We start from the raw sequence: 26,519 nt of genomic DNA on the forward strand, positions 1-26,519 counted from the left end.
TTCAGCCTCCGGTCACCGGCGGGAAGAACGCCACTTCATCGCCCTCTTCCAGCGGTTCATCGAGCTTGCACAGCTCTTCGTTGCGCGCGCACATCAGGTTCTGCTCGGCCAGCACTTCATACTGCCCGCCCTTGGCAACCAAGGCCTGGCGCACATCATCGAGCACCTTGAACGCACCCTCCACCCGCTCGGCATCCACGCCCAACAGTTCGCGGTAACGGGCGAAGTACATCACCTTGACCTTCATCACGCCTCCACCTTGTAATGGCCACTCTTGCCACCGAGTTTTTCCAGCAGGCGCACCTGCTCGATGACCATACCTTTATCCACAGCCTTGCACATGTCATAGATCGTCAGCGCGGCCACGCTGGCGGCGGTCAGCGCCTCCATCTCCACACCGGTCTGCCCGGCCAGCTTGCAGCGTGCGACGATGCGCACGGCATCCTGCCCCTCGGCGCTGAGCTCGACCTTGACGCTGGTGAGCATCAGCGGGTGGCACAGCGGAATCAGGTCGCTGGTTTTTTTCGCCGCCTGTATCCCGGCAATGCGCGCCACGGCGAACACGTCACCCTTGGGGTGTTCACCGTCGACGATCATCTGCAAGGTCTGCGGCAACATGCGCACCCGCGCCTCGGCGGTAGCCTCGCGCTCGGTCACGGCCTTTTCAGTGACGTCGACCATGTTGGCCCGCCCCTGGGAATCAAGATGTGTCAGCACTGCTCTGCTCCTGTGAAGGGAGTTCGCAGTGTAAACCTGTGGGTCAGGTTTGAGCAGAGGTATGTGTCGGCAGGTTTTGCCTCTTCGCAGGCACGCCCGCTCCCACAGGAGCTCCACGGCCTCGAATCAAGTGGAGATCCTGTGAACGGGCGTGTCCACGAAGAGGCCGGGCAGTAATCTGCCCGGCTACAGGGTTTACAAATGAGACTCGGCGTACTCGGCCAGCACCGAGCGAGGCACGCCCTGCAGGGTGATGTGCACGCCGTGGGGGAAGTCCTTGAAGCGCTCGGTCAGGTAGGTCAGGCCCGAGCTGGTCGCGGACAGGTAGGGGGTGTCGATCTGCGCCAGGTTACCCAGGCAGACCACCTTGGACCCGGAGCCGGCACGGGTGATGATGGTTTTCATCTGGTGCGGCGTCAGGTTCTGGCACTCGTCAATCAGGATCAGGCTCTGCTGGAAGCTACGGCCACGGATGTAGTTCAGCGACTTGAACTGCAGCGGCACGCGCTCAAGGATGTATTCGACGCTGCCATGGGTGCTTTCGTCATCCATGTGCAAGGCTTCGAGGTTGTCGGTGATGGCGCCCAGCCACGGCTCCATCTTCTCTGCTTCGGTACCCGGCAGGAAGCCAATCTCCTGGTCCAGCCCCTGCACGCTGCGGGTGGCGATGATGCGCCGGTAGCGCTTGCTGACCATGGTTTGCTCGATGGCCGCAGCCAGCGCCAGGATGGTTTTACCGGAGCCGGCGGCGCCGGTCAGGTTCACCAGGTGGATATCCGGGTCCAGCAGGGCGAACAACGCCAGGCTTTGGTGAATGTCGCGTGGTTTCAGGCCCCAGGCTTCCTGGTGCAGCAATGGCTCCTGGTGCAGGTCGAGCAGCAACAGTTCGTCGTCACGAATGCCCTTGATCCACCCGACGAAACCCTGCTCATCGATGATGAACTCGTTGACGTGCACGGCTGGCAGGTTGTCGATCATCTGCACCCGATGCCAGGTGCGGCCGCGCTCCTGGCGGGTATCGACCTTGCTCACGCGGTCCCAGAACGAGCCGGTGACCGAATGGTAGCCCTTGGACAGCAAGGACACGTCATCGACCAGTTGGTCGGTGCTGTAGTCCTCAGCCGCTATACCGCAAGCGCGCGCCTTCAGGCGCATGTTGATGTCTTTGGTGACCAGCACGACGTCCAGGTCGGTGCGCCGGGCACGGACTTCGAGCAACTGGTTGATGATGATGTTGTCGTTGAGGTTTTCCGGCAGCAGCTTGTTCGGCTCGTTGCGCGGTGTCATCAGGATGGACAGGAACCCCTTGGGGCCGCTCTTGTTGCGCTGGATCGGTACGCCCTGCTCGACATCGCTGGGCGAAGCGTCACCGAGGGTCTGGTCTATCAGGCGGATGGCCTGGCGGCATTCGGCGGCGATACTCTGTTTGCCGGTCTTGAGCTTGTCGAGTTCCTCCAGCACCGTCATCGGGATGGCGACATGGTGCTCCTCGAAGTTCAGTAACGCGTTAGGGTCGTGAATCAGGACGTTGGTATCGAGCACATACAGGATTGGCTTGCTGGAGGAAGGGTTGCGTCCTTGGTCATCCATACTCGGTCACCTTATGTCGAAGCCACACGGCGTGGTCTGTTACGCCGCAGAGTGACTGCCGCTGTCCCCGTATCCGCGTTGTTACGGGCGGGAAGCGAACCTGGCTAGGTGGGCCTGGATGACGCCACCTGTGCTGCAGGAATCGGCTGTCTGGTTTCTTCATACCGCAAAAACCATGACCGAAAAAAGCACTTTTACGCATTTTTGAAGTTTATTTTTCCGATTGACGAAGAGGCCTTGGCGCCAGCGTCAGAGGGGACTACGCTCAGAAGTCATACCCTCTATTCGCGGTATCCATATTCCCGGCAATCCTCCCAGCCGATGCCGCTTTGCGCGGTATTGCGCAACAGCCAATCCACCGCCGGCTGCGCCTTGGGAAGGCTGTCATGAAACTGGATCACGCCCTTGCGCCACAACAGCATCAGGGTCAATACGCGCTGTGCGGACGCCTCTGCGCTCAATGCACCGTCATCCTGGGCATCGATGTCCCACAACGATACCCGCAACTGCTGGCGGACCATGAACGCCTCGCCGTCAGCCCGGCGCTGGCCATAAGGTGGGCGGAACAGCGGCACATACTGCTCGGGCAGATCAGCCTGCACCCGCGCCTGGCTGCGCCGCAGCGAATCCTGCCAGTCGGTCCACTGCGCATGGGAGCGGTATTCCCACCCCTGGATACCCACGCACTGCCCGTCATAGAGCTGGCGCAAGGCGTTTGCCGCCGCGCCATCACGGCGTTGCTGCAAGCGGTTACCAAGCGTGAAGAACGTGCCTTCGAGCTTTTGCCGGCGCAGGTAATCGGTGAGTAGATCCGTACTGCCCCCCTCGGGCCCGGGCCCACCGACAAAGGTCAGCAGGAACATGCGGTCGTTCAGTTCGTCACCCTTGCGCTCACGCGAAGACAGCCGCTCGATTTCGCTGCTGGTCTGCGGCAGCAACGCCGCCTTGCGCAGTTGCTCGTCCAGATAGCGGACATGGAACTGGTGGCTCGGCTCGATCCAGCCGGTATAGAACGCACCGACATCGGCAGCGAACGTCGCCGCTTGTGTGCGCAACTCCGCCATGGACGTAACCGGGTAGCAGAATGATGCGTCCTGCTCACAGCTGCGCTGCGCCTGTTGATAACCCTCCCACAACCGCTGCCACATGCGCGCACGAACCTGGCGCACCTTCTGCAGGTTGATCTGCCGCAACCCCAGCCGGGCCGCCAGGCTTGCGTCATCCAGCAACTCGCTTTCGTGCAGCGCTTGAGCGAACGAAAGGATTTCTGCCCGAGAGGCCACATCGAACAGCGCCGGGCTGTCCAGCTGTTCGGGCCACAGGCTGCGGTCCAGGCTGACCTGGGGTGAAGGGGCGGCTTGCACGGCCAGGCTCAGCAGGCCGGCCAGCAAGGCAGAAGCAATGCGCACAGTGGAGGCTCCGCAACGACAAAACGCGAACTATAGCGTCTGCACCGACCATGGGCTGTGACTATCGTCGCCATAGTTTGGACTTGTACCGCCCACCCCGTAGAATCCTCGGCCAACGATGCCAGGAGCCGACCCGATGCTGACGGTGATTTCCCCCGCCAAGACCCTCGACTACGACACCCCGCCAGTGACCGAGCGTTTCACCCTGCCCCAGTACCTGGATGAATCCCAGGCCCTGATCCAGCAGCTGCGCGAACTGTCGCCGGCGCAGATCAGCGAGCTGATGCACCTGTCCGACAAGCTCGCCGGCCTGAATGCTGCGCGCTTTGGCAGCTGGACCCCAGACTTCACCCCGGCCAATGCCAAGCAGGCGCTGCTGGCGTTCAAGGGTGACGTGTACACCGGCCTCGATGCCGAGAGCCTGAGTGAAGACGACTTCAGCTACGCTCAGGGCCACCTGCGCATGCTTTCGGGCCTATATGGCCTGCTGCGCCCGCTCGACCTGATGCAGCCCTACCGCCTGGAGATGGGCACCAAGCTGGCCAACGCCCGCGGCAAGGACCTGTACGCCTTCTGGGGCACGCGCATCAGCGAATGGCTGAACCAGGCCCTGGCCGACCAAGGCGATGACGTGCTGTTGAACCTGGCCAGTAACGAGTATTTCAGTGCAGTGAAACGCAGTGCACTGAAGGCCCGGGTGATCAACGTCGACTTCAAGGACCAGAAAAACGGCCAGTACAAGATCATCAGCTTCTACGCCAAGAAAGCCCGCGGCATGATGAGCCGCTTCGTCATCCAGCAGCGCATCAGCACCCCGGAACAGCTCAAGCAGTTTGATGCTCAGGGGTACTACTACAGTGCCGAGCAGTCCAAGCCGGACCATTTGGTGTTCCTGCGCGATCACCCCGCGGAGTGAGCCTGCCCCTTCACGGCCAAACCCGCTCTTACAGGTAATGCGCTACCTGTAGGAGCGGGTTCACCCGCGAAGAGGCCAGCAGCTCTGCCCCCCTCTCTGCCCTGCAACAGGGCACGCTGCAAACCGCCATCACGCCACGAATCCGACGCCAAAAATCCGTCACACCTCCCTTTATCGCCAAACGCCATAAGACCGTTCATACCTTTTTTGACGAATTCCGAAAAAATTTTTCAGATGCTGGCATAAAAATATCTCGCAACAGTTACGTCCTTTATACACGGGGGTGAAACACCCACGTGCTATCAATTTGAAACTGTCCGCAACTGAATAAATATTTAGAAATCTTTCATTCGGGCGAAACGGGCTCAGGAACTTCTGCCAAAGCCAATCGCTCATAGTGCCGTAACGATTTTCCTGCCTACGGGCTGTGAGAGATGACTTACAGATGACAGCAGCGGGTATCCACTGCCCGCCATGAGAAAATCGACAGGGATCACGGAAACCTCCGAAGACCTTGTCCATGCAGGAGAGACGCGCCCCTTACAAATCGTCCTAGTGGTTGATTTCAAAGGATTTATTCACTTGAAAAAACAAGCACAGCAACGCGCCAAGTAACGCATTGCAATAAAGACGGCTGCATTTCAGGGCACGTTTTTTAATGAATGGCTATTGAGTGCCAACTTTGAGCGCATAACTTTTTGCGTTCCGGATTTATTTTGCCTGCGCTCGGCGAAGTGTGCATTCGCCATGGATCCGTGCGCCCGAAAACTGTTGTTAATCAACCCAGCCCGGCTCTCTGCGGAGGCGTCGGCGTGATAAACACATGAGGTGATAGCGATGCGTATCAGCATCTTTGGTTTGGGTTATGTGGGTGCAGTCTGTGCAGGCTGCCTGACGGCGCGTGGCCATGAAGTGATCGGTGTGGACGTGTCCAGCACCAAGATCGACCTGATCAACCAGGGCAAGTCGCCCATCGTCGAACCTGGCCTGGAAGCACTGCTGCAACAGGGCATCGCCAATGGCCGCCTGCGCGGCACTACCGACTTCGCCGAAGCCATCCGTGCCAGCGATGTGTCGATGATCTGCGTGGGCACCCCCAGCAAGAAAAACGGCGACCTGGGCCTGGAGTACATCGAGTCCGTGTGCCGCGAAATCGGCTACGTGCTGCGTGACACCACCCGCCGTCACACCATCGTGGTGCGCAGCACCGTGCTGCCTGGCACCGTCAAGAACGTGGTCATCCCGATCCTCGAAGATTGCTCGGGCAAGAAGGCCGGCGTCGACTTCGGCGTGGCGGTCAACCCGGAATTCCTGCGTGAAAGCACCGCCATCAAGGACTACGACCAGCCACCGATGACAGTCATCGGCGAACTGGACAGCGCCAGCGGTGACATCCTCCAGGCCCTGTACGAAGAGCTCGACGCCCCGATCATCCGCAAGCCGATCGAAGTGGCCGAGATGATCAAGTACACCTGCAACGTATGGCATGCCACCAAGGTCACCTTCGCCAACGAAATCGGCAACATCGCCAAGGCCGTGGGCGTCGATGGCCGCGAAGTGATGGACGTGGTCTGCCAGGACAAGGTCCTCAACCTGTCCCAGTACTACATGCGCCCTGGCTTTGCCTTCGGCGGCTCTTGCCTGCCCAAGGACGTACGCGCCCTCACCTACCGCGCCGCCAGCCTCGATGTCCGTGCGCCGCTGCTCGACTCGCTGATGCGCAGCAACGAATCGCAGGTGCAGAACGCCTTCGAGCTGATCGAAGCCCACGACAAGCGCAAGGTCGCCCTGCTGGGCCTGAGCTTCAAGGCCGGCACCGACGACCTGCGCGAAAGCCCGCTGGTGGAACTGGCCGAGCGCCTGATCGGCAAGGGCTACCAGCTGGACATCTACGACGAGAACGTCCAGTACGCCCGTGTTCACGGCGCCAACAAGGATTACATCGAGTCGAAGATCCCGCACGTGTCGTCGCTGCTCAACGCCAACTTGCAGCAGGTGATCGACAACGCCGACATCATCGTCCTCGGCAACCGTGACGAGCAGTTCCGTGCGCTGGCCCTGCAAGCGCCAGCCGGCAAGCAGGTGATCGACCTGGTCGGCTTCATGAACAAACCGACCAGCACCACCGCCCGTACCGAAGGCATCTGCTGGTAAGTGCCCGGCCGGGCAGCGACGAGGCACTCGACAAGAGCCGCCTCCTCGCTGCCCACCCTTTCCCGAATTCTCGACGGATGCTGAACATGCAAAGGCTCCAGACAGTGCTGTTGCAGTGCGCCGGGTGGCTGCTCTACATGAGCCTGCTCATGCTGATCGCCCTGGCCCTGCCAGCTGATATCTTCGACTCGCAGTCGAAGCACTTCATCTTCCTGGTCGGCGCAGTCGGCATCTGGCGCTACTCCATGGGCGCCACCCATTTCATCCGCGGCATGATCTTCCTCTACGGCGTGTACCCGTACCTGCGCCGCAAGGTGCAGAAAATGGGTAATGCCACCGACCCGTCGCATGTCTACCTGATGGTCACCAGCTTCCGTATCGAAGCGCTGACCACCGCCCAGGTGTACAGCTCGGTGATCCGCGAGGCGATCAACTGCGGCTTCCCCACCACCGTGGTCTGCTCGCTGGTGGAAATGTCCGATGAACTGCTGGTGAAGAGCCTGTGGGCCAAGTACAACCCGCCGGCCCACGTGAAGCTGGACATCGTGCGTATTGCCGGTACCGGCAAGCGCGATGGCCTGGCCTACGGCTTCCGCGCCATCTCGCGCATGCTGCCGGACGAGAACGCCGTGGTGGCGGTGATCGACGGTGACACCGTGCTGGCCGACGGCGTGGTGCGCAAGACCGTGCCGTGGTTCAAGCTGTTCCCCAATGTGGGCGGCCTGACCACCAATGAATTCTGCGAAGTGCGCGGCGGCTACATCATGAGCGAGTGGCACAAGCTGCGCTTCGCCCAGCGCCACATCAACATGTGCTCGATGGCCCTGTCCAAGCGCGTGCTTACCATGACCGGGCGCATGTCGATGTTCCGCGCCAGCGTGGTGACCAACCCCGAGTTCATCGCCGACGTCGAAAGCGACTCGCTGATGCACTGGCGCCTGGGCCGCTTCAAGTTCCTTACCGGGGACGACAAGTCCAGCTGGTTCAGCCTGATGCGCCTGGGCTACGACACCTTCTACGTGCCGGACGCCGCCATCAACACGGTCGAGCATCCGCCGGAAAAAAGCTTCCTCAAGGCCAGCCGCAAGCTGATGTACCGCTGGTACGGCAACAACCTGCGGCAGAACTCACGGGCACTGGGCCTTGGCCTGCGTCGCCTGGGGCTGTTCACCAGCATCGTGTTGTTCGACCAGCGCGTGTCGATGTGGACCAGCCTCCTGGGCCTGACCGTGGCGGTGATCGCCAGCCTCAAGTTCGGCATGGCCTTCTTGCTGGTGTACCTGCTGTGGATCGGCATCACCCGCCTGATCCTCACCATCATGCTGCTGTGCTCCGGCCACAACGTAGGCCCGGCCTACCCGCTGATTCTCTATTACAACCAGATCATCGGCGCGCTGATGAAGATCTACGTGTTCTTCCGCCTCGACAAGCAGTCGTGGACGCGTCAGCCCACTGCCCTCAAGCGTGACCTCGCCAGCTTTCAACAATGGTTCAACACCTGGTCCTCGCGGACCATGACCTTCTCGGCTGCCAGCATCTTCGTTGCTGTGCTGTTCATGGTCGTGTGAGCCCAACCCGGATCGGATCTAACAGGAACAAACCACCATGAATACCGCCGTGAACGTCAATGTCGTGCATGAGTCCGAAGCCCAGCGCCAACACGCCCGGGTACGCATTCCCGCCAAGCTGCGGTTCCTGGATGCCCAGCGCCAGGTCCACGAAGTCAAGGTCGAAGACCTTTCTGCCGGCGGCCTGAGCTTCCACGCCAAGCAACCGCAGTCGGTGGGCGATGTGCTGCGCGGGCGCCTGCAGTTCGTGGTCGACAACCTGGGCCTGTCGATGGACATCGAGTTCCAGGTGCGCTCGTACAACCCGGACAATGGCCGTATCGGTGCGCAGTTCCAGAACCTTGAACCTCGCGACATCGCCACGTTGCGGCACATCATCACCAGCCACCTGTCGGGTGAGCTGATCAGCATCGGCGACGTCCTCAGCACCCTGCAGCGTGACAACTTCACCAAGGCGCGCAAGCAGAAGGACGGTGGGTCGGGCCTGAGCGCCTTCGGCCGCTTCAAGGCAGTCACCGTCACACTGGGCGTGTTCGTGGTCGGCGTTGCGGCCTTCGGCTTCGTCGCCAAATCGTTGTATGGCATGTATTTCGTCAGCCACGCCGAAGCCGGTGTGGTCGCAGTGCCAACCACCAACGTCACCATGCCGCGCGACGGTACCGTAAGCAGCCTGGTCGAAAGCGGTGGGCAGATCGCCAAGGGCGCGCCACTGGCCAGCTTCACCACCAGCATGCTGGACATGCTCAAGGGCAACCTTGAAGACGCACAGCTGGAGCCGGCGAAGATCGAGGAACTGTTCGGCAAGCAGCTGTCCGGCACCCTCACCAGCCCTTGCGATTGCGTGGTCGCGCGCCAGTTGGTGGACGACGGCCAGTACGCCGCCAAGGGCCAGCCAATCTTCCAGCTGATCCCACGCACCACCACCCCGATGGTCGAGGCGCGCTTCAGCTACCGCCAGTTCGACGAGGTCAAGCCGGGTACCCGGGTCAACTTCCAGGTGGCCGGCGAAGACGAAGTGCGCACCGGTCAGATCGTCAGCAGCACCAGCCTCAACAGCGAAGACCTGTCCTCCGACATCCGCGTGCAGATCAAGCCAGACAGCGGCCTGCCCGCCGAACTGGCCGGCCGCCCGGCCTCGGTCAACAGCGACCGTGGCCCATCGCTGAACTGGCTGATCGACAAAGCCGTGGCCCGTGGCCTGTGAGGGACGGACAATGATCTCTGATACCAACACCTATCCTGTGGGAGCGGGCATGCCCGCGAAGAGGCCAGCAGGGACAGCATCGTCGGCCATGCCAATTCGCGGGCTTGCCCGCTCCCACAGGGTCCGCGTGAATCTGGGATTGTGTGCACTGGCCGCCGCCATCACGTTGGCCGGCTGTGCCGGCCTGCCCGACCAGCGCCTGGCCAACGAGGCCATGAAGCGCGGTGACACGGCATTGGCCGAGCGCAACTACAAGGCGCTGGCCGACCTGGGCTACAGCGAAGCGCAAGTCGGCCTGGCGGACATCAAGGTGGCCACCCGCGACCCCTCGCAAATCAAGGAAGCCGAGGCCACCTATCGCGCTGCGGCCGCCACGTCGCCACGCGCCCAGGCACGCCTTGGCCGCCTGTTGGTGGCCAAGCCGGACAGCACCCAGGCCGAACGTGAGGAAGCCGAAACCCTGCTCAAGCAGGCCGCGCAACAGGGCCAAAGCAATACCCTGATTCCGCTGGCAATGCTCTACCTCAGCTACCCGCAGAGTTTCCCCAAGGTCAACGCGCAGCAGCAGATCGACCAGTGGCGCGCCGCCGGCAACCCGGAAGCGGGCCTGGCCCAGGTGCTGCTGTACCGCACCCAGGGCACCTATGACCAGCACCTGGGTGAAGTGGAAAAGATTTGCAAGGCCGCGCTGAACACCACCGACATCTGCTACGTCGAACTGGCCACCGTGTACCAGAAACGTGGCCAGGCCGATCAGCAAGCCGCCCTGCTCGGCCAGCTGAAATCCGCCTATGCCCGTGGCGCCGTACCGGCCACCCGGGTTGACAGCGTGGCCCGGGTGCTGGCCGACCGTAGCCTTGGCCAGACCGACGAAAAAACCGCCAAGGAGCTGCTCGAGCAAGTAGCCCCGGCCAACCCGGCGTCCTGGGTCAGCCTGGCACAGCTGGTATACGACTTCCCCGAACTGGGCGACACCGACCAGTTGATGGCTTACATCGACAAAGGCCGCGAAGCTGAACAGCCCCGCGCCGAACTGCTGCTGGGCCGTCTGTACTACGAAGGCAAAACCCTGCCAGCCGACGCTCAAAAAGCCGAGCAGCACCTGCAAGCCGCAGCCGAAGCCGGTGAGATCAGCGCCCATTACTACCTGGGCCAGCTTTACCGCCGCGGCTACCTGGGCAATGTCGAGCCGCAGAAGGCCGTCGACCACCTGCTGGCCGCCGCCCGTGGCGGGCAGAACAGCGCCGACTATGCCCTGGCCCAGCTGTTCAGCGAGGGTCACGGCATCCGCCCGCAACCGGGCAACGCCTGGGTGTTCGCCCAGCTGTCGCAGGCCAACCCGACGCCGCAATCAGCCGAACTGCTGCAGCAGCTCGACCAGCAACTGACACCTGACCAGCGCAACCAGGCCCAGCAACTGCTGGACCAGGAAAAGCGTGCACGCGGCAGCATGGCGCAGGGCGCGAACAGCACCCTGGCCCTCGAAGCCTTGCAAGACGACGAAAAAGAAGTAGACGGTGAGGACTCGCTATGACGCTCAATCCCTTCGTGAAAGCCGGCATCGGCCTGAGCTTCGCCCTGCTGTGGTCCTGCCCGACCCTGGCGGAAATGACCGCTGAAAAAAACTTCGGCCTGGACGTGAAAATCACCGGCCAGTCGGAAGACGACCGTGACCTCGGCACCCGCTCTGGCGGCGACGTCAACGGCCTGGGTCTGGATCTGCGCCCGTGGGTGTATGGCGAGCGCGGTAACTGGAGTGCCTACGCCATGGGCCAGGCAGTCGCTGCGACCGACACCATCGAAACCGACACCTTGCGCCAGAACGACGACGGCACCAGCACCGACACCGGCGACGACAGCCGTCAACCAGACAAAAGCTACCTGGCCATGCGCGAGTTCTGGGTCGGCTACAGCGGCCTTACCGCCTACCCCGGCGAGCAACTGCGCTTCGGTCGCCAGCGCCTGCGCAGCGACGATGGCATGTGGCGCGATACCAACATCGAAGCGCTGAACTGGACCTTCGACACCACGCTGCTCAAGGCCGACCTTGGCGTAGCCCAGCGTTTCAGCGAATACCGCACCGACCTCACCGAGCTGGCGCCGGAAGACAAGGACCGCACCCACATCTACGGCAACGTCGCCACGCAGTGGACCCCTGGCCACTGGGTTGGCCTGCGCGCTCACCACACACATGACAGCGGCAGCCTGAAGAGCCCCGGCGAAATGGTCGACGCGCTGGACAAGACCCGCACTGGCGACCTCACCTGGCTGGGTCTGGAGGCCAACAGCGACGCCTACAACTGGCGCAACGACCACACCGTGAATTACTGGGGCAGCGTCACCTGGCTGACCGGTGACCGCGACAAGCTGAGCACCCAGCAGGTGGGCGACGACCAGGTCGCCACCGGCAAGCAGAGCGGTGACGTCAACGCCTGGGCAACCGACCTCGGTATCCGCCTGCGCCTGGACCCGCAATGGCAGGTCGGCGCTGCCTACGCCCGCGGTAGCGGCGGCGGCGGCGATGACGGTTCGAACAACTTCGAGCAGACCGGCCTGGAGAGCAACCGCTCCAACTTCACCGGCACCCGCTCGCGCGTGCACCGCTTCGGCGAAGCCTTCCGCGGCGAACTGGGCAACCTGCAGGCCGCCACCCTGTTCGCTTCGTGGCAGCTGCGTGACGACTATGACGCCAGCCTGATCTACCACAAGTTCTGGCGTGTCGACGGTAACCAGAACATCGGCTCCAGCGGTATCAACGCGGTGGTCGACGACAACGGCGTGAACCGTCAGCTGGTCGACGGCGAGAAGGACCTTGGCCAGGAAATGGACGTGGTCGTGACCAAGTACTTCAAGCAAGGCCTGCTGCCGGCTTCGATGAGCCAGGCAATCGACGAGCCGTCAGCCCTGGTGCGCCTGCGTGCCGGTGTATTCAAGCCGGGCGACGCCTACGGCAAGGAAGCGGACTCGTACATGCACCGCGCCTTCGTCGACGTCATCTGGCGCTTCTGAGGCCGTAGGGGACTGACCGTGATGAACCTTCACCCGCACTTACGTCACAGCCTGTTGGCCAGTGCCTTGCTGCTGGCAAGCGGCCTGGCCACTGCCGCAGAGCCCCAGGTGATCGCCAAGGAGCTGCAGCAGGCCAAGACCTATACGGTGGCCAGCGCACCGATCGAACCGCTGCAGATGGACCCGCCAAAGCTGCCCGACCTCACCGGTTTCACGGCCGAGGCGGTGCAGAAGAAAATCGACCGCCGCCACAAGGGCAAGGTCAGCCTGCGCCGTATGTTCCAGGAGGACACCCTCAAGGAGTTCGTCGGCGGCGACAACAAGGCCGCCGAGTGGGTGCAGCGCCAGCACGGCATCCCGCAGGCGATCTTCGTCGATGACGGCCATGTCGACCTGACCGAGTTGAGCAAGAAGGTGCCCAAACAGTACTTCAGCGAAGTCGAGCCTGGGGTTTACCTGGCACGCCTGCCGATCGTGGTCGGGCAAAAGGGCATCCTCGAGATCGACGGCAAGGTCAATCAGCTGCGCCTGTCCCAGGAGGGCGGCGCATTTCTGGTCAATGACGGCAAGCTGTTCGTAACCGACACCCAGGTGACCGGCTGGCGGGAAAAGGACAACGGCCCGGCGACCTTCCGCTCGCCCAAGGAATTCCGCCCGTTCCTGCTGTCGTGGGGCGGCACCGAGACCTACATCGTCAATACGAAGATGGCCAGCTTCGGCTACGCCAAGTCCAAGTCGTATGGCGTAAGCATCTCGCAGTACACGCCGAACATGGCCAAGCGCATGGGCCGCCCGGAGCCCACCGGCTGGATCATCGGTTCGGAGTTCAGCGACATGTGGTACGGCTTCTACTGCTACGAAACCCAGGACTTCGTGATCAAGGACAGCACCTACCGCGACAACATCGTCTACGGCATCGACCCGCACGACCGTTCGCATCGCCTGATCATCGCCGGCAACACGGTGTACGGCACCAAGAAGAAGCACGGCATCATCGTTTCGCGTGAGGTCAACGACAGCTGGATCATCAACAACAAGAGCTACGACAACAAGCTCTCGGGCGTGGTGATCGACCGTAACAGCGTCAACAACCTGGTGGCCTACAACGAGATCTACCGCAACCACACCGACGGCATCACCCTGTACGAAAGCGGCGACAACCTGATCTGGGGCAACAAGCTGGTCAACAACCGCCGCCACGGCATCCGCGTGCGTAACAGCGTGAACATCCGCCTGTATGAAAACGTCGCCATGGCCAACGGCCTGGTCGGCGTATACGGCCACATCAAGGACCTGTCCGACACCGACCGCGACATCGCCCTCGACCCGTTCGACACCAAGGTGTCGCTGATCGTGGTGGGTGGCGAGCTGTCGGCCAACGGCTCCGGCCCGCTGTCGATCGACTCGCCGCTGTCGGTCGAGCTGTACAAGGTGTCCATGCTCGCCCCACGCAAGGCCAGCGGCATCAGCCTCAATGGTGTGCTGGGCGAGCGCCAGGACGAAATCCTCGACCTGCTGGTACGCCAGCAGAAGGCTGTGCTGATCGACCCGGTCGAACGCCAGACCGAAATGATCGATTAAGGAAGCCCAGACCATGACTCCACACCTGATGAAACTGCTGGGCCTGTCCGCCGCCCTTCTGGCAATCAGCCAGGGCGTGCGCGCCGAAGACGTAAAGGCCCCGACCTTCAGCGCCGAGCCGTGCTGCCAGCTGTGCCCTGAAGCGCACGATGCCAGCCGCTACACCACCCGCTATCAGCAAAACTTCACCACGCTGGTGCAGGCCCAGGGCGACTGGCTGTTCCGCACCCGCGAAGACCTGCGCACCGAGTTCAACACCACCCCGGCCGGCTACAAACGCCTGCAGCAAGTGCACGACGCGTTCAAGAAACGTGGTGTGGAACTGGTGGTGGTGTACCAGCCGACCCGTGGCCTGGTGAACCGCAACATGCTCAACCCGGCCGAAAAAGCCGCGTTCGACTACCAGAAGGCCCTGGGCAACTACCAGGCCATGCTCAAGCGCTTCGCCAGCATGGGCTACAACGTGCCCGACCTGTCACCGCTGACCAACGAGCAACTGGCCGCCGCTGACCAGGGCAAGGACTTCTACTTCCGTGGCGACCAGCACTGGACGCCATACGGTGCCGAGCGCGCGGCGAAGATCGTGGCGGACACCGTGCACAAGATGCCGGCCTTCGAAGGCATCCCGCGCAAGGAATTCGAGACCAGGAAGTCCGGGCGCATGGGCAAGACCGGCACCCTGCACAACGTTGCCGGCCAACTGTGCGGCACCAGCTACGCCGTCCAGTACATGGACCAGTTCGCCACCGAGCCGAAAGGCGCGAGCGGCGGCGACGACCTGTTCGGTGACAGCGGCAACGCGCAGATCACCCTGGTCGGTACCAGCCACAGTGGCAAGAACTACAACTTCTCGGGCTTCCTCGAGCAATACATCGGCGCCGACGTGCTCAACGTCGCTTTCCCAGGCGGTGGCCTGGAAGGGTCGATGATCCAGTACCTGGGCAGCGAGGAATTCCAGAAGAACCCGCCGAAGATCCTGATCTGGGAATTCTCCCCGCTGTACCGCCTGGACCAGGAAACCATCTGGCGGCAAATCCTTGGCCTGCTCGACGACGGCTGCGACGACCGCCCAGCCCTGATGAGCGCCAGCACCACCCTCAAGCCTGGCAAGAACGAGCTGATGGTCAACGGCAAGGGCGGCGTGATCAAAGACCTGATCAACCGCAACCTGCAGATGGACGTCAAGTTCGAAGACCCCTCGGTGAAGGTGTTGCAGGCCACCCTCTGGTACCTCAACGGCCGCCACGAGGACATCAAGCTGGAAAAACCGGAAACCTCCGACACCGACGGCCGCTTCGTCTTCCAGATGCGCGAAGACGAGGACTGGGCCAGCCAGAGCCTGCTGGCGTTCGAGGTACAGGGGCCGGAAAGCGGCACCCAGAAGGTCGAAGCCAAGCTCTGCAAACGCAACAACTTCGCCGTGCCTGCGCAGACCGCGCAGGCTGGCCAGTGAGGCGACCCATGACCATTTTCAAGCGAATTTCCAGCCCCGCCCTGCTCGCGTTGGCCTTGTTTGGTGGTGCCGCGCACGCCGCGCTGGTACCGCCGCAGGGTTACTACCAAGGGATCGAAAAGCTCAAGACCGGTGAGGGTAACTTCCGCTGCGAAGCGGCGCCCAAGCCATACACCGGCCCGCTGCAGTTTCGCAGCAAGTACGAAGGCTCAGACAAGGCACGGGCAACGCTCAACGCAGCCTCGGAAAAGGCCTTCCGCAAGTCGACCGAAGACATCACCACGCTTGAAAAAGGCGTGAGCAAGATGGTCGGCCAGTACATGCGCGACGGCCGCCCGGCGCAACTCGACTGCACCCTGACGTGGCTGGGCACCTGGGCACGCGCCGGTGCATTGCTGTCCACCGACTACAACCATACCGGCAAGTCGATGCGCAAATGGGCGCTGGGCAGCATGAGCGGTTCATGGTTGCGGCTGAAATTCTCCAACTCGCAGCCGCTGGCGGCACACCAGGCCGAGGCCGACCTGATCGAAAAATGGCTCACCCGCCTGGCCGAGCAGACTGTGCGTGACTGGAGCGACCTGCCGCTGGAGAAGATCAACAACCACAGCTACTGGGCGGCCTGGTCGGTCATGGCTACCGCCGTCGCCACCGACCGTCGCGACCTGTTCGACTGGGCCGTGAAGGAATACAAGGTGGGCGCCAACCAGGTGGATGACCAGGGCTTCCTGCCCAACGAAATCAAGCGCAATCAGCGCGCGCTGGCCTATCACAACTACGCCTTGCCGCCGCTGGCGATGATTGCCAGCTTCGCCCAGGCCAATGGCGTCGACCTGCGCGCCGAGAACAACTTCGCCTTGCAGCGCCTGGGTGAAGGCGTGCTGGCCGGCGCCCGCGATCCCAGCCACTTCAAGGCGCGGGCGGGCAAGAAACAGGACATGACCGACCTCAAGGTCGACAGCAAGTACTCCTGGCTCGAGCCTTGGTGTGCGCTGTACCACTGCGTTGGCGACACGCTTGAGCGCAAGCACGACATGCAGCCGTTCAACAGCTTCCGGCTGGGGGGCGATGTGACCCGGGTCTATGACCCGAGTGCAGAGAGCAAGAAATGAATTGACCCCCATTGTGGGGGCGGAACCTGTGGGAGCGGGCATGCCCGCGAAGAAGCCACCGCGGTGCATGGCAAGGGCTTCGCCCTTGTTCGCGGGCTTGCCCGCTCCCACAGGGATCTAAGTTGCCTTCCAGTCTTGCACTGGGGGGTTTGGGGGGCGCTTTGCCCTGGATGCTGTGAACAAATTAGGAGAACCGGGATGGTCTTCTCGTCCAACGTGTTCCTGTTCCTGTTCTTGCCGATCTTCCTCGGCCTGTACTACTTGAGCGGGCAACGTTATCGCAACCTGCTGCTGCTGGTCGCCAGCTACATCTTCTACGCCTGGTGGCGGGTGGACTTCCTGGCACTGTTCGCCGGCGTCACCCTGTGGAACTACTGGATCGGCCTGAAAGTCGGTGCCGCCGGTGTGCGCACCAAGCCGGCGCAGCGCTGGCTGCTGCTCGGTGTGGGTGTCGACCTGGCGATACTCGGCTACTTCAAGTACGCCAACTTCGGCGTCGACAGCCTGAACGCGATCATGACGTCGTTTGGCCTGGAGCCATTCATTCTGACCCACGTGCTGCTGCCGATCGGTATCTCGTTCTACATCTTCGAGTCGATCAGCTACATCATCGACGTATACCGCGGTGACACCCCGGCTACCCGCAACCTGATCGACTTCGCAGCGTTCGTGGCGATTTTCCCGCACCTGATCGCAGGCCCAGTGCTGCGCTTCAAGGACCTGGTCGACCAGTTCAACAACCGCACCCACACCCTGGACAAGTTCTCCGAAGGCTGCACCCGCTTCATGCAGGGCTTCATCAAGAAGGTGTTCATCGCCGACACCCTGGCCGTGGTCGCCGACCACTGCTTCGCCCTGCAAAACCCCACCACGGGCGATGCCTGGCTCGGCGCCCTGGCCTACACCGCACAGCTGTACTTCGACTTCAGCGGCTACAGCGACATGGCCATCGGCCTGGGCCTGATGATGGGCTTCCGCTTCATGGAAAACTTCAAGCAGCCCTATATCAGCCAGTCGATCACCGAGTTCTGGCGGCGCTGGCATATCAGCCTGTCGACCTGGCTGCGCGACTATCTGTACATCACCTTGGGCGGTAACCGTAAAGGCACCTTCAATACCTACCGTAACCTGTTCCTGACCATGCTGCTGGGCGGCCTGTGGCACGGTGCCAACTTCACCTACATCATCTGGGGCGCCTGGCACGGCATGTGGCTGGCCATCGAGCGCGCGCTGGGCCTCGACACCAACCCGCAGCGCTTCAACCCGGTGAAGTGGGCCTTCACCTTCCTGCTGGTGGTGGTCGGCTGGGTGATCTTCCGCGCCGAAAACCTGCATGTGGCCGCCCGTATGTACGGCGCCATGTTCAGCTTCGGCGACTGGCAGCTGTCGGAGCTCAACCGCGCCCAGCTCACCGGTCTGCAGGTGGCCACCCTGGTCATCGCCTACCTCACCCTGGCGTTCTTCGGCCTGCGCGACTTCTACCGCAATGCCAGGCCGACGCCCAAGGCGACCCCGGTGCAGATCAACGCTGACGGCTCGATCGGCCTGGACTGGACCCGGGTGATGACTCGCGCACTGATCCTGCTGCTGTTCGTCGCCTCGATCCTCAAGCTTTCGGCGCAAAGCTACTCGCCGTTCCTTTACTTCCAGTTCTGAGGTTGATGACCATGACCCGGACATTACGCATCACCTACTCCCTGTCGTTCCTCGGCCTGCTTGTCGGCATGGGCGCCTGGTCCACCGGTGGCCTGCAGAGCTTCCAGCGCACCGAGCAGATGACCCTGCTCAACGGCAAGCTGGCCAAGGCCGCCGAGACCCACTACGACGCCGAGTTCCCGATCAAGCGCCTGGGCACCAACCTGTGGGCGGCAATGGACTTCAAGCTGTTCAACGAAGGCCGCCCGGGTGTGGTACTGGGCCGCGACCAGTGGTTGTTCAGCGACGAAGAATTCAAGCCCACCGCCGGTGCCGAGCAATTGATGCAGGAAAACCTGGCACTGATCCGTGGCGTACGCGACACCCTGCAGCAACACGGTAGCCAGCTGGTGCTGGCGATCGTGCCGGCCAAGGCGCGGGTCTACGCCGAGTACCTGGGCAAAGAGCGGCCTGCCAGCCTGCATGACGACCTGTACAACCAGTTCCATGCCCAGGCACGCCAGGCCAACGTGTTCGCACCGGACCTGATGGCACCGATGGAGCAGGCCAAGGCCCGCGGCCAGGTGTTCCTGCGTACCGATACCCACTGGACGCCTATGGGTGCCGAAGTGGCAGCGCAGGCGCTGGCCGAAGCGGTCAGCCGCCAGAGCCTGCTCAACGGCGACCCACAAGCCTTCATCACCGAAGCCGGCAATACCGCCCCCTACAAGGGCGACCTGACCAACTTCCTGCCACTGGACCCCTTGTTCAGCAACCTGCTGCCAGCCCCGGACAACCTGCAGAAACGCACCACCCGGCCGGTCGATGCCGAGGGTGACGCCGGCGACGCGTTGTTCGCCGACAAGCAGATCCCGGTTGCACTGGTAGGCACCAGCTACAGCGCCAACCCGCACTGGAACTTCCTCGGCGCGCTGCAGCAGGCCCTGCGCAGTGACGTCGCCAACTACGCCGAAGACGGCCATGGCCCGCTACTGCCGATGCTCAAGTACCTGCAAAGCGATGCCTTTAAAAACGCCGCACCACAAGTGGTGGTGTGGGAATTCCCCGAACGTTATCTGCCAATGAAAAACGACCTCAGCAGCTTCGATCCGCAGTGGATCGCGCAGCTGAAAAACTCCCGTAAATCCGAAGAAAACCTGGCCTTGTCGTCCACCCGGACAGACCACTGACTGATAGAGAGGAAACGCACATGACTACCAAGACTTCCATTGCCAAAGCCCTCACCCTCGCGGCCGGCCTTTCCCTTGCTTCGATGCAGGCCTTCGCCGGTGCCGACGCCGCACTGTATGGCCCAAGCGCGCCGAAAGGCTCGACCTTCGTACGCCTGTACAACGCGACCAGCGCACCGGCCGCCGCGTCGGTCGGCAACACCCAGATCAAACAGGTTGGCGCACAGGCCAGCAGCGACTTCAGCTTCCTGCCAGGCGGCGACTACACCGCCCAGGTCGGCGGCAAGAGCGTGCCGGTCAAGCTGGCCTCGGACAAGTACTACACCCTGGTCAACAGCAACACCGGCACCCCGAAACTGATCGAAGAACCACCGTTCAAGAACAAGCAGAAAGCCCTGGTGCGCGTGCAGAACCTGAGCGACCAGCAACTGACCCTGAAAACCGCCGACGGCAAGACCGAAGTGGTCAAGCCGGTGGCCGCCAACGGCCGTGGCGAACGCGAAATCAACCCGGTCAAGGTCAACCTGGCGCTGTACCAAGGAGACAAGAAAGTGGGTGACGTGAAACCCGTCGCCCTGGAGCGCGGCGAAGCCGCAGTGCTGTACGTAACGGGTTCCGGCAACACCTTGTCGCCGGTGTGGGTAACTCGCCCCGTGGCTAGCAACTGATTCCCCTGCCTCTCAACGACTATTGGAGAAACATGATGATCCCGGTAATTCTTTCTGGTGGTAGCGGTTCCCGTCTGTGGCCTCTGTCGCGCAAGCAGTTCCCCAAACAGTTCCTGGCCCTGACCGGTGAGCACACGCTGTTCCAGCAAACCATCGAGCGCCTTGTATTCGAGGGCATGGACACCCCGATCGTGGTCTGTAACAAGGACCACAAGTTCATCGTCCAGGAGCAACTGGCCGCACTGAAGCTGGAAACCCAAGGCATCCTCATGGAACCGTTCGGCCGCAACACCGCGCCGGCCGTGGCCATGGCTGCCATGAAGCTGGTAAACGAAGGCCGCGACGAGCTGATGCTGGTGCTGCCTGCCGATCATGTGATCGATGACCAGAAAGCCCTGCAACGTGCCCTGGCCTTGGCCACCGTGGCCGCCGAGCGTGGCGAGATGGTGCTGTTCGGCGTGCCAGCGACCAAGCCGGAAACCGGCTACGGCTACATCCGTTCCAGCCAGGATGCGCTGCTGCCCGAAGGCGTGGCGCGGGTTGCGCAGTTCGTCGAGAAGCCCGACGAAAAACGCGCGGCCGAGTTCGTCCAGGCCGGTGGTTACTTCTGGAACAGCGGTATGTTCCTGTTCCGCGCAAGCCGCTTCCTCGAAGAGCTGAAAAAGCACGACGGCGACATCTACGATACCTGCGTACTGGCCCTGGAGCGCAGCCAGGAAGACGGCGATGTCCTGAGCATCGACGAAGCCACCTTCGCCTGCTGCCCGGACAATTCCATTGACTATGCGGTGATGGAGAAAACCCAGCGTGCCTGCGTGGTGCCGATGTCGGCCGGCTGGAGCGATGTAGGCTGCTGGTCGTCGCTGTGGGAAGTGCACGAGAAAGACGACAACGGCAACGTCACCAAGGGCGACGTGGTGGTTCAAGACAGCCGCAACTGCATGATCCACGGCAACGGCAAACTGGTGTCGGTGATCGGCCTGGAGAACATCGTGGTGGTCGAGACCAAGGATGCCATGATGATTGCCCACAAGGACAAGGTCCAGGGCGTCAAGCAGATGGTCAAGACCCTCGACGAACAGGGCCGCACGGAAACCCAGAACCACCTGGAAGTGTATCGCCCGTGGGGCTCGTACGACTCGGTGGACATGGGCGGCCGCTTCCAGGTCAAGCACATCACCGTCAAGCCGGGCGCCAGCCTGTCGCTGCAGATGCACCATCACCGCGCCGAGCACTGGATCGTGGTATCCGGTACCGCCGAGGTGACCTGCGACGAGAACGTGTTCCTGCTGACCGAGAACCAGTCGACCTACATCCCCATCGCTTCGGTGCACCGTTTGCGCAACCCGGGCAAGATCCCGCTGGAGATCATCGAAGTGCAGTCCGGCAGCTACCTGGGCGAGGATGACATCGAGCGCTTCGAGGATGTGTATGGGCGCACGTCCACCCCCATCGAGCGCGGCGTTTCGGTAAAGACCATCGCGCAGTAAATGCTGACTCGCCCCTGGGCTGACCAGGGGCGAGCCTGCTCACTCACCGCTCGGGGCTATGACGTAGATGTCGAATGGGCCACCCACCACCTTGAAAGGTCGCTGCAAATCATCCTCCCCTTCAAATTCGAAGGATTCAGCCCTGATGCTCGTGGCAGTCATTTCGAGTTTCCGGATACACCCGGATTTCGCATAGCCGCCATAGGTTGTGCCGCGCTTGTGAACAAGCGCCCGGTTCGCCTCACCTCCGATAACGACATCCCTCACGCCCTCCTGTAGTTCCAGATCGAAGTCAATGTAGACGTCCGCATCTTCGGCCTGCCCCTTGTAGGCGTACAACCACGCTGATTTTTCAGCGTTCCCGTAGTCCACGCCCTCGGAAACGAAATCCTCCTTTTGACCCGCAAGGCTGATGACAGCCGTAACGTTGCCGTTGGCAGGCGTTTTTTTCATTTCTTGCACAGGTTTTTGCTCAACCGATGTGTCACTCATGGCCATGCTCCTTTTGAATAGGCATGGCGGAATCTAGAATGGATGTACCGTTTCCACTACTCGCAGTATTGCCAGGTCTGGCTTGTGGCATGGTTGCTCACCGGTTACCTGACTGCTGGGTTTTAGGTAGGCTGTAGCCATCCCTGCGCGCGAATGAGGCGATTACGCGATGCTGATCGGTGCCCTGCTGATCCTCACCTGGCTGGTGTTGTTGTTGCGTTACCCAGCCAAGGCTCTTCCCATCTCCCTGGCGGCTGTGTGTGGCCTGGGCCTGGTGGCCTTGTTCGTCGTCTGGCAAGACAGCCGCGAAAGCAGTCGACTGGCGCGCCTGGACCTGCGTCTGACCTACGCCCCCGAACACTGCCCCGCCGACCGTGCCTTGCAGGTACGCATGAAGAACGGCAACGACGTGCCGCTGACCGAACTGCGCTGGCGCGTGGCGGCGTACGCACCGGGCGATACCGTGAACCTGGCCGAGAACACCTACAACGCCCCGCGATACCGAGGGCCAGGTGAATTGCAGCCGGGGGCCGAGTGGCAAGACTGCCTGCCATTGCCGCCACTGCGTTCCGGGTATCGGCCGCAGACCCTGGAATTCCGCGCAGAACGCCTGCAAGGTACATTTGCCAATTGATGTGTTGCCTATGCCGGCCTCTTCGCGGGTCAACCCGCTCCTGCAGGGTGTGTAGGAGCGGGTTTACCCGCGAAGAGGCCGGCACAGGCCACACAACCAATCCTCCATGACAACAGGCCCCAACCATGCCCACCGTCCTGATCACCGGTTGTTCCAGCGGCATCGGCCGCGCCCTGGCCGACGCCTTCCGCGATGCGGGCCACCATGTCTGGGCCACCGCCCGCAAGCCTGAGGATGTCGAGCAGCTGAGTGCCGCCGGCTACACGGCCCGGCAGCTGGATGTAAACGATGGCAAGGCGCTGGCCCGCCTGGCAGAGGAACTTGAGACCCTCGATATCCTGATCAACAACGCCGGCTACGGCGCCATGGGCCCACTGCTCGATGGTGGCGTCGACGCCCTGCGCCAGCAATTCGAAACCAACGTCTTCGCCGTGGTCGGCGTTACCCGGGCGCTGTTCCCGCTGCTACGCCGCTCACGCGGCCTGGTGGTGAATATCGGCAGTGTATCGGGCGTACTGGTCACGCCATTCGCTGGCGCGTACTGCGCCTCGAAGGCGGCTGTGCATGCCCTGAGCGATGCCTTGCGCCTGGAACTGGCACCGTTCGGTGTACGGGTAATGGAAGTACAGCCGGGCGCAATTGCCTCGCAGTTCGCCAGCAATGCCCAGCGCCAGGCCGAACAGGTGCTGGCGGCAGACTCGGCGTGGTGGCCTTTGCGTGAGCATGTGCAGGCACGGGCGCGGGCATCGCAGGACAAGCCAACGTCGGCGGCGGTATTTGCCCAAGGCGTGCTGGCAGCAGTCGGCAAGTCGCCGGCGCCCGCAGTGGTACGTTTGGGGAATGGCAGTACAGCCTTGCCGCTGATGGCACGGTTGCTGCCGCGGCGGTTGCTGGACTGGGCGCTGCGCAAGCGCTTTGGCCTGCTGCGCCCGCTCTGAGTGATCGCCTGCCTGTACCCGCGAAAGGGCCGGGCCTGCTGGCCAATTTTCACCCGCCGTTCACCGTTGCCGCCGCTACCGTATTCGCGGGTAAACCCGCTCCTACACACACGCATCGGTGGTTGGACACAGGCCGCTGTAGGAGCGGGTTTACCCGCGAAGAGGCCAGTACAGGCTGTAAAGCATCATGCCATGGACCGCAGTACCCCGCCCTCCAGATACTGCGCGTCCTCTCTAACCGTGAGCATTCGGCGGCGGCTCATCAAACGCCTGCCAGCCTCCACCCAGCGCCTTGTACAGCCCCACCAGCGCCTGCGACACCGCGGCCGAGCTGTCGATCCATTGCTCCTCGCTGGCCAGCAGCGCGCCTTGCACCGTCAGCACATTGAGAAAGTCCACCGCCCCTTCCACATACTGGCGCTGGGCGGTTTCCAGGGCGATACGGTTTTGCCGCACGGCCTCGGCAAGGTGATCACGGCGCAACTGACTGGCGTTGTACAGGCGTAGCACATCGTCAATTTCATGCCAGGCCCCCAGCACCACCTTGCGATAGTTCAGCGCGGCTTCCTGCTGTTGCGCCTCGCGCAGTTCCAGGGTGCCCTTGAGCCGGCCACCTTCGAAAATCGGCAGCGACATCTGTGGACCGAAGGCAAACCGGCGCGAATCCCAGCCACCGAAATCCGACAGCTGCAGGGCCTGGAAACCGACACTGCCCGACAGGCGGATACTCGGGTAGAAATCCGCCTTGGCCACGCCAATGCTGGCAGTGGCGGCATGCAGGCGGGCCTCGGCCTGGCGGATGTCCGGGCGGCGCTCGGCCAGTTCGGACGGCAAGCCGATGGCAAACTTCTGCTGCGGCGCAGGCAGCTCGCCGCCTTGCAGCAATTCGGCCTGGAGACTGCGCGGCGGCTCGGCAGCGAGCAGGCTGAGGGCATTGATCAGGTCATCACGCCGCGCTTCCAGGCTTGGCAGGCGCGACTCGATAGACGCGACCTGGGCGCTGGCCTGGGCCACATCCAGGCGCGTGGCAACGCCTTCGGCCTGGCGGTCCTGGGACAACTTCAGGCTGTGCCGGGCGACCCTGAGGTTATCCTGCGTCACCTCAAGGGTGTGCTGCACGGCACGCAGCTGGATGTAATTACCGGCGGTTTCCGAAAGCAGTGCCAACAGCACACCGCGGCGGTCATTCTCGGCCACTTCGACCGTGGCATCGGCAGCCTCGACCTGACGCCGCACACGGCCCCACAGATCCAGTTCCCAACCGGCCACCAGGTCGCCCTGCCAGAGGTTGAAGGCTTCTTTACCGGCCTTGCCGGACGGATCGCTCAAGCCATCGGCGCTGTTACGAGCGCGGCTGTAACCGGCGTTCACGTCCACCGACGGTACTTCGTCGGCAGCCAAGGTACTGCGCAGGGCACGGCTTTGCAGCAACCGCGCGCTGGCCATCTGCAGATCGAGGTTGCGTTCGGCAACGCGCTGGATCAACGCGCTCAGGCGGGCATCGTGGAACGTTTCCCACCAGCGCAGCTCAAGCGGTTCGGCCTGCGGCTGGCTGGCCGCCGCCTCGCCTTGCAGCGGCGCCCACTGCTGCGGGGCCTGGCTATCTGGGCGCTGGAAATCCGGGCCCAGGGTGCAACCGGTCAGCAGCACAGCCAGCAGCAAAGGGCTCAAGCGTAATCCCGGTTTCATCGCGCGCTTACCTCTTTGCCGTCCAGCTTGTCGCCACGCGTGTCGATGGTGGCTTCGACCGACATGCCCACACGCAAGCGGGTGAGCAGTGGCTGGCCATCATCGAGAACGATCTTGACCGGAATGCGTTGCACCACCTTGGTGAAGTTGCCGGTGGCGTTGTCTGGCTTGACTGCGGCGAAGGTGACGCCGGTAGCCGGGGCAATGCTCTGCACATGGCCTTGCAGGGTTTCGCCGGAGAAGGTGTCGACGCTGATGCGCACCGGCTGGCCCGGCTGTACGTGGGTCAGCTGGGTTTCCTGGAAGTTGCCGACCACATAGGCCTGCTGCAACGGCACCACCGACAGCAGGCGAGCGCCCGGGTTGACGTAGGCCCCCACGCGCAGGGCGCGTTCGCCGACCATACCGTCCACCGGCGCTGTGATGCGGGTGTAGGACAGATCGAGCTGGGCCTTTTCCAGGCCTGCTTCGGCACGCTTGAGCTGGCCATCGGCGCTGGCCACTTGAGCCGTGAGGATGTCCACCTGCTTGCGCGCCGCCACCCGCGCAGCTTGAGCGTTGGCCAGGCGAGCACGGGCTTGATCGACCGCGCTGCGCGCCTGCTGGGCGTTCTGCACGGTACCCGCGCCCTGCTCGGCAAGGCGGCTGTAGCGGTTGACTTCATGGTCGGCGAACGCCACCTCAGCCTGGGCCGCCTTCACTGCCGCTTCTGCCTGGGCAATCAGCGCGTCCTGGCGTTCAAGCGTGGCGCGGGCATCGGCGCTTTGTGCCTGGGCTACCAGTAACTGCGCCTGCGCAGCATCCAGCGCGGCCTGGTAGTCACGCGCGTCGATGGTCGCCAGCAACTGGCCAGCCGTGACCTGCTGATTGTCTTCCACCAGCACTTGCTTGATGAAACCGGCGACTTTGGGCGCGACCACGGTGTAGTCGGCGGTCACATAGGCGTCATTGGTGCTCTGGCGGTGATCGCTGCCAAACATCCAGGGGCCGACGATGCCGGCCAGGACGGCCACGGCCAGCACCGAGCCGATGAAAAGGGTTTTGCGGTTGTTGGTCATTTCAATGGTTCT

Annotated in this window: 22 protein-coding genes; 15 read left to right on the forward strand and 7 right to left on the reverse strand. The window is 62.6% G+C overall.

Annotated features, from left to right (window positions below; all coding sequences use genetic code 11):
• Position 1 precedes the first annotated feature (1 nt).
• The 4 genes from moaD to AC3RCM_RS23020 form a co-directional block, all read right to left on the reverse strand.
• A complete protein-coding gene (gene moaD / locus AC3RCM_RS23005) occupies positions 2–247 on the reverse strand; it encodes a molybdopterin converting factor subunit 1 (protein ID WP_003251777.1) in 246 nt (81 codons plus the stop codon).
• The gene (moaC, locus tag AC3RCM_RS23010) at positions 247–717 is read right to left on the reverse strand and encodes a cyclic pyranopterin monophosphate synthase MoaC (RefSeq protein WP_003251775.1); all 471 of its coding nucleotides are present in this window, start codon (positions 715–717) and stop codon (positions 247–249) included. The genes moaD and moaC overlap by 1 nt, the downstream gene beginning before the upstream one ends.
• A gap of 195 nt (positions 718–912) precedes the next feature.
• Entirely contained in the window at positions 913–2,307 is a 1,395-nt protein-coding gene (locus AC3RCM_RS23015; protein ID WP_003251772.1) for a PhoH family protein, read from the reverse strand.
• Positions 2,308–2,588: 281 nt separating this feature from the next.
• A complete protein-coding gene (locus AC3RCM_RS23020) occupies positions 2,589–3,716 on the reverse strand; it encodes a polysaccharide deacetylase family protein (RefSeq protein WP_064490720.1) in 1,128 nt (375 codons plus the stop codon).
• Between the two features lie 136 nt (positions 3,717–3,852).
• Between AC3RCM_RS23020 and yaaA the strand changes: the two genes are divergently transcribed.
• The 13 genes from yaaA (at position 3,853) to AC3RCM_RS23085 (ending at position 21,696) form a co-directional block, all read left to right on the forward strand.
• Positions 3,853–4,632, forward strand: coding sequence for a peroxide stress protein YaaA (gene yaaA / locus AC3RCM_RS23025; RefSeq protein ID WP_010952418.1), 780 nt, complete (start codon positions 3,853–3,855; stop codon positions 4,630–4,632).
• An 837-nt stretch (positions 4,633–5,469) separates the two neighbouring features.
• Complete coding sequence (locus AC3RCM_RS23030) at positions 5,470–6,786, forward strand: nucleotide sugar dehydrogenase (RefSeq protein ID WP_010952417.1); 1,317 nt, start codon at positions 5,470–5,472, stop codon at positions 6,784–6,786.
• Positions 6,787–6,872: 86 nt separating this feature from the next.
• Positions 6,873–8,354: a glycosyltransferase family 2 protein gene (locus AC3RCM_RS23035; protein WP_003251762.1), complete on the forward strand. Its 1,482-nt coding sequence runs from the start codon at positions 6,873–6,875 to the stop codon at positions 8,352–8,354.
• 37 nt (positions 8,355–8,391) lie between these two features.
• On the forward strand, positions 8,392–9,558 hold the full coding sequence (locus tag AC3RCM_RS23040; protein WP_020193026.1) for a PilZ domain-containing protein: 1,167 nt from the start codon (positions 8,392–8,394) through the stop codon (positions 9,556–9,558).
• Positions 9,559–9,646: 88 nt separating this feature from the next.
• Positions 9,647–11,092 carry an alginate biosynthesis TPR repeat lipoprotein AlgK gene (gene algK, locus AC3RCM_RS23045; protein ID WP_129932687.1) on the forward strand — a complete coding sequence of 482 codons (1,446 nt, stop codon included), beginning with the start codon at positions 9,647–9,649 and terminating at the stop codon, positions 11,090–11,092.
• Positions 11,089–12,567, forward strand: a complete 1,479-nt coding sequence (locus tag AC3RCM_RS23050; protein WP_492629155.1) for an alginate export family protein — start codon at positions 11,089–11,091, stop codon at positions 12,565–12,567. Before algK ends, AC3RCM_RS23050 begins: the two co-directional genes overlap by 4 nt.
• A gap of 21 nt (positions 12,568–12,588) precedes the next feature.
• Positions 12,589–14,148: a mannuronan 5-epimerase AlgG gene (gene algG / locus AC3RCM_RS23055; protein WP_492629156.1), complete on the forward strand. Its 1,560-nt coding sequence runs from the start codon at positions 12,589–12,591 to the stop codon at positions 14,146–14,148.
• A 13-nt stretch (positions 14,149–14,161) separates the two neighbouring features.
• Positions 14,162–15,601: an alginate O-acetyltransferase gene (locus AC3RCM_RS23060; protein WP_492629157.1), complete on the forward strand. Its 1,440-nt coding sequence runs from the start codon at positions 14,162–14,164 to the stop codon at positions 15,599–15,601.
• A gap of 8 nt (positions 15,602–15,609) precedes the next feature.
• Positions 15,610–16,713, forward strand: a complete 1,104-nt coding sequence (locus AC3RCM_RS23065; RefSeq protein ID WP_492629158.1) for a mannuronate-specific alginate lyase — start codon at positions 15,610–15,612, stop codon at positions 16,711–16,713.
• 198 nt (positions 16,714–16,911) lie between these two features.
• Positions 16,912–18,369 carry an MBOAT family O-acyltransferase gene (locus tag AC3RCM_RS23070; RefSeq protein WP_064490715.1) on the forward strand — a complete coding sequence of 486 codons (1,458 nt, stop codon included), beginning with the start codon at positions 16,912–16,914 and terminating at the stop codon, positions 18,367–18,369.
• 11 nt (positions 18,370–18,380) lie between these two features.
• The gene (locus tag AC3RCM_RS23075; protein ID WP_003251747.1) at positions 18,381–19,538 is read left to right on the forward strand and encodes an alginate O-acetyltransferase; all 1,158 of its coding nucleotides are present in this window, start codon (positions 18,381–18,383) and stop codon (positions 19,536–19,538) included.
• A 20-nt stretch (positions 19,539–19,558) separates the two neighbouring features.
• Positions 19,559–20,206: an alginate O-acetyltransferase AlgF gene (locus AC3RCM_RS23080; RefSeq protein WP_492629159.1), complete on the forward strand. Its 648-nt coding sequence runs from the start codon at positions 19,559–19,561 to the stop codon at positions 20,204–20,206.
• Between the two features lie 35 nt (positions 20,207–20,241).
• Positions 20,242–21,696 carry a mannose-1-phosphate guanylyltransferase/mannose-6-phosphate isomerase gene (locus AC3RCM_RS23085; RefSeq protein WP_003251742.1) on the forward strand — a complete coding sequence of 485 codons (1,455 nt, stop codon included), beginning with the start codon at positions 20,242–20,244 and terminating at the stop codon, positions 21,694–21,696.
• A 39-nt stretch (positions 21,697–21,735) separates the two neighbouring features.
• On the opposite strand, the gene AC3RCM_RS23090 is transcribed toward AC3RCM_RS23085, so the two are convergent.
• Positions 21,736–22,188 (reverse strand): hypothetical protein, encoded by a 453-nt coding sequence (locus AC3RCM_RS23090; protein WP_492629160.1) that lies wholly within the window; start codon positions 22,186–22,188, stop codon positions 21,736–21,738.
• Positions 22,189–22,357: 169 nt separating this feature from the next.
• Here AC3RCM_RS23090 and AC3RCM_RS23095 point away from each other — a divergent pair, with 169 nt between their 5' ends.
• Positions 22,358–22,822 carry a hypothetical protein gene (locus tag AC3RCM_RS23095; protein WP_014592314.1) on the forward strand — a complete coding sequence of 155 codons (465 nt, stop codon included), beginning with the start codon at positions 22,358–22,360 and terminating at the stop codon, positions 22,820–22,822.
• A 125-nt stretch (positions 22,823–22,947) separates the two neighbouring features.
• The gene (locus AC3RCM_RS23100) at positions 22,948–23,760 is read left to right on the forward strand and encodes an SDR family oxidoreductase (protein WP_492629161.1); all 813 of its coding nucleotides are present in this window, start codon (positions 22,948–22,950) and stop codon (positions 23,758–23,760) included.
• Between the two features lie 234 nt (positions 23,761–23,994).
• On the opposite strand, the gene AC3RCM_RS23105 is transcribed toward AC3RCM_RS23100, so the two are convergent.
• The gene (locus tag AC3RCM_RS23105) at positions 23,995–25,449 is read right to left on the reverse strand and encodes an efflux transporter outer membrane subunit (RefSeq protein ID WP_492629162.1); all 1,455 of its coding nucleotides are present in this window, start codon (positions 25,447–25,449) and stop codon (positions 23,995–23,997) included.
• Complete coding sequence (locus AC3RCM_RS23110) at positions 25,446–26,507, reverse strand: HlyD family secretion protein (protein ID WP_049587435.1); 1,062 nt, start codon at positions 26,505–26,507, stop codon at positions 25,446–25,448. The genes AC3RCM_RS23105 and AC3RCM_RS23110 overlap by 4 nt, the downstream gene beginning before the upstream one ends.
• Positions 26,508–26,519: the final 12 nt, after the last annotated feature.

This window comes from Pseudomonas sp. GW823-FHT05G12, assembly GCF_058795575.1.

Excerpts from the sequence above, each read along its gene's own strand:
- moaD (WP_003251777.1), bottom strand. The coding sequence starts at position 247 with ATGAAGGTCAAGGTGATGTACTTCGCCCGTTACCGCGAACTGTTGGGC.
- AC3RCM_RS23015 (WP_003251772.1), bottom strand. The coding sequence starts at position 2,307 with ATGGATGACCAAGGACGCAACCCTTCCTCCAGCAAGCCAATCCTGTAT.
- yaaA (WP_010952418.1), top strand. The coding sequence starts at position 3,853 with ATGCTGACGGTGATTTCCCCCGCCAAGACCCTCGACTACGACACCCCG.
- AC3RCM_RS23030 (WP_010952417.1), top strand. The coding sequence starts at position 5,470 with ATGCGTATCAGCATCTTTGGTTTGGGTTATGTGGGTGCAGTCTGTGCA.
- AC3RCM_RS23035 (WP_003251762.1), top strand. The coding sequence starts at position 6,873 with ATGCAAAGGCTCCAGACAGTGCTGTTGCAGTGCGCCGGGTGGCTGCTC.
- AC3RCM_RS23040 (WP_020193026.1), top strand. The coding sequence starts at position 8,392 with ATGAATACCGCCGTGAACGTCAATGTCGTGCATGAGTCCGAAGCCCAG.
- algK (WP_129932687.1), top strand. The coding sequence starts at position 9,647 with ATGCCAATTCGCGGGCTTGCCCGCTCCCACAGGGTCCGCGTGAATCTG.
- AC3RCM_RS23050 (WP_492629155.1), top strand. The coding sequence starts at position 11,089 with ATGACGCTCAATCCCTTCGTGAAAGCCGGCATCGGCCTGAGCTTCGCC.
- algG (WP_492629156.1), top strand. The coding sequence starts at position 12,589 with ATGAACCTTCACCCGCACTTACGTCACAGCCTGTTGGCCAGTGCCTTG.
- AC3RCM_RS23060 (WP_492629157.1), top strand. The coding sequence starts at position 14,162 with ATGACTCCACACCTGATGAAACTGCTGGGCCTGTCCGCCGCCCTTCTG.
- AC3RCM_RS23065 (WP_492629158.1), top strand. The coding sequence starts at position 15,610 with ATGACCATTTTCAAGCGAATTTCCAGCCCCGCCCTGCTCGCGTTGGCC.
- AC3RCM_RS23070 (WP_064490715.1), top strand. The coding sequence starts at position 16,912 with ATGGTCTTCTCGTCCAACGTGTTCCTGTTCCTGTTCTTGCCGATCTTC.
- AC3RCM_RS23075 (WP_003251747.1), top strand. The coding sequence starts at position 18,381 with ATGACCCGGACATTACGCATCACCTACTCCCTGTCGTTCCTCGGCCTG.
- AC3RCM_RS23080 (WP_492629159.1), top strand. The coding sequence starts at position 19,559 with ATGACTACCAAGACTTCCATTGCCAAAGCCCTCACCCTCGCGGCCGGC.
- AC3RCM_RS23085 (WP_003251742.1), top strand. The coding sequence starts at position 20,242 with ATGATCCCGGTAATTCTTTCTGGTGGTAGCGGTTCCCGTCTGTGGCCT.
- AC3RCM_RS23090 (WP_492629160.1), bottom strand. The coding sequence starts at position 22,188 with ATGAGTGACACATCGGTTGAGCAAAAACCTGTGCAAGAAATGAAAAAA.
- AC3RCM_RS23095 (WP_014592314.1), top strand. The coding sequence starts at position 22,358 with ATGCTGATCGGTGCCCTGCTGATCCTCACCTGGCTGGTGTTGTTGTTG.
- AC3RCM_RS23100 (WP_492629161.1), top strand. The coding sequence starts at position 22,948 with ATGCCCACCGTCCTGATCACCGGTTGTTCCAGCGGCATCGGCCGCGCC.
- AC3RCM_RS23105 (WP_492629162.1), bottom strand. The coding sequence starts at position 25,449 with ATGAAACCGGGATTACGCTTGAGCCCTTTGCTGCTGGCTGTGCTGCTG.
- AC3RCM_RS23110 (WP_049587435.1), bottom strand. The coding sequence starts at position 26,507 with ATGACCAACAACCGCAAAACCCTTTTCATCGGCTCGGTGCTGGCCGTG.